The sequence below is a fragment of the Ruminiclostridium hungatei genome (assembly GCF_002051585.1).
Classification (GTDB): domain Bacteria; phylum Bacillota; class Clostridia; order Acetivibrionales; family DSM-1351; genus Ruminiclostridium; species Ruminiclostridium hungatei.
The window spans coordinates 1-1,525 of sequence record NZ_MZGX01000067.1; the positions used below are offsets into that span (position 1 = coordinate 1).

Genomic DNA, 1,525 nt, shown 5'->3' on the forward strand with positions numbered 1-1,525 from the left:
AACTGTGCAGACCGGCTATGTATTTGTCAAGCAGATTTTGCTGTCTGAAGGACAGGCTCATAGGTTTTGTTGTCCCTAAGTACAGCGAATATAACCGCCGTCATTTTCTTGCTGACATGACCGATGATTTTCATGTACCGCATTCCTTCCGCAGCCTTCTTCTCATAGTAGGCTCGGAACATGGGGTCATGCTGCACCGCAGTAGTGGACGCCATCCATAGCGCTCTCCGGAGATAGGGCGTACCTCGCTTAGACATATGGTTTTTGACACCGACAAAATCACCCGACTGCTTCACCGTGGGATCGATGCCGGCAAAAGCGGCCAGCTTGTCCGCAGAGTTAAAGCGAGAAATATCCCCTATCTCCGAGAGAATGGTGGCACCCAGGATTCTTCCGATTCCCGGTATGCTGGTGATTTGAGTTTCCAGAGAGTCCATAATGCTTTGAATCTTCTGATCAAGCACAGTTATTTGCTGCTGAATAAACCGAATCTGCTCCATATAGCATCGGATAAGATCGGAGTATACTCCGCAGGTATCCTTAACTCCAAAGGTGATTTTAGCAAGTTCTTTGATTTCCATGGCTTTGGCTTGACCAAAGCGGCCATTGCTGGCTTTCAGTAGCAGGTCAGTCATAGAGTTCAGTTTCGCGTTACACATCTTCTCAGGGCTGGGATACTTGGTAAGAAGCTGTATGGAGGATTCAACGAAATTGCTGCTGAAAATGGTTTCATATTCGGGGAATATCTGGTCAATCAGAGCCACTACCTTGCGCTTTAGGTCTGAGACGGAATCAACAAGAAAGAAACGGTTCCTGCACATTTCACGCAAGGCGAGCATCTTGTCCTGCGGCACCTGTGTTTCCGAGAAGCACCCGAAGCGGATAACTTCAGCAATGATGAAAGAGTCTCTGGAATCCGTTTTGTTCTGACGAATGTAAAGATTACGCAATGCGTCAGACTGAATCGGATTCAGAACATGAACTTGGTATCCCTCTTTCATCAGTCTGGTGTACAGGGCAAGCCAATAGTGGCTTGTGGATTCCATCCCGAAAGAAACCTGCGACCTGACGTTGGTAATCCGAAGGACGTGGTTTATCAGTTGGTTGAAGCCGCTGCACGAATTTTGAAAACGGAAAGACTTCTGTACAGTCTTTCCATGTTCATCAATGATAATGGCCTCATGAGTACGTTTTGCAATATCAATACCGACATAAAACATAGCATTACACCTGCCCCTAAAAAATTTACAGACAGTCCCTCACAGTCTCATGGGTCATAACCTGCTTCGACAGCAGCGGAAAGCAATTTAAGCCCCCGCATCCGGCTCATAAATGAAATCCCACAAGATAGAGGTCTCATGCTGCATGAGCGGATGTGAACCGCATGGTTAAGAGAAGAGAACCTCTGTCTGTATGAGGACATTATATCATCGTCCTGATGGACGTTGATAACATCAAAGTAAAGGGAGGAATTTTGCCAATATTATTGCATTTATCCCTTGACTAATACTATAGCAGGTTAAAG

1 protein-coding gene is annotated in these 1,525 nt (G+C 46.0%); it reads right to left on the reverse strand.

Annotation, left to right across the window (positions count from 1 at the left end; genetic code table 11):
• Window positions 1–26: 26 nt before the first annotated feature.
• Window positions 27–1,220: an IS110 family RNA-guided transposase gene (locus CLHUN_RS21525; RefSeq protein ID WP_080066721.1), complete on the reverse strand. Its 1,194-nt coding sequence runs from the start codon at window positions 1,218–1,220 to the stop codon at window positions 27–29.
• Between the last annotated feature and the right edge of the window lie 305 nt (window positions 1,221–1,525).

Coding starts and splice junctions, on each gene's coding strand:
- CLHUN_RS21525 (WP_080066721.1), bottom strand. CDS start 1,220: ATGTTTTATGTCGGTATTGATATTGCAAAACGTACTCATGAGGCCATT.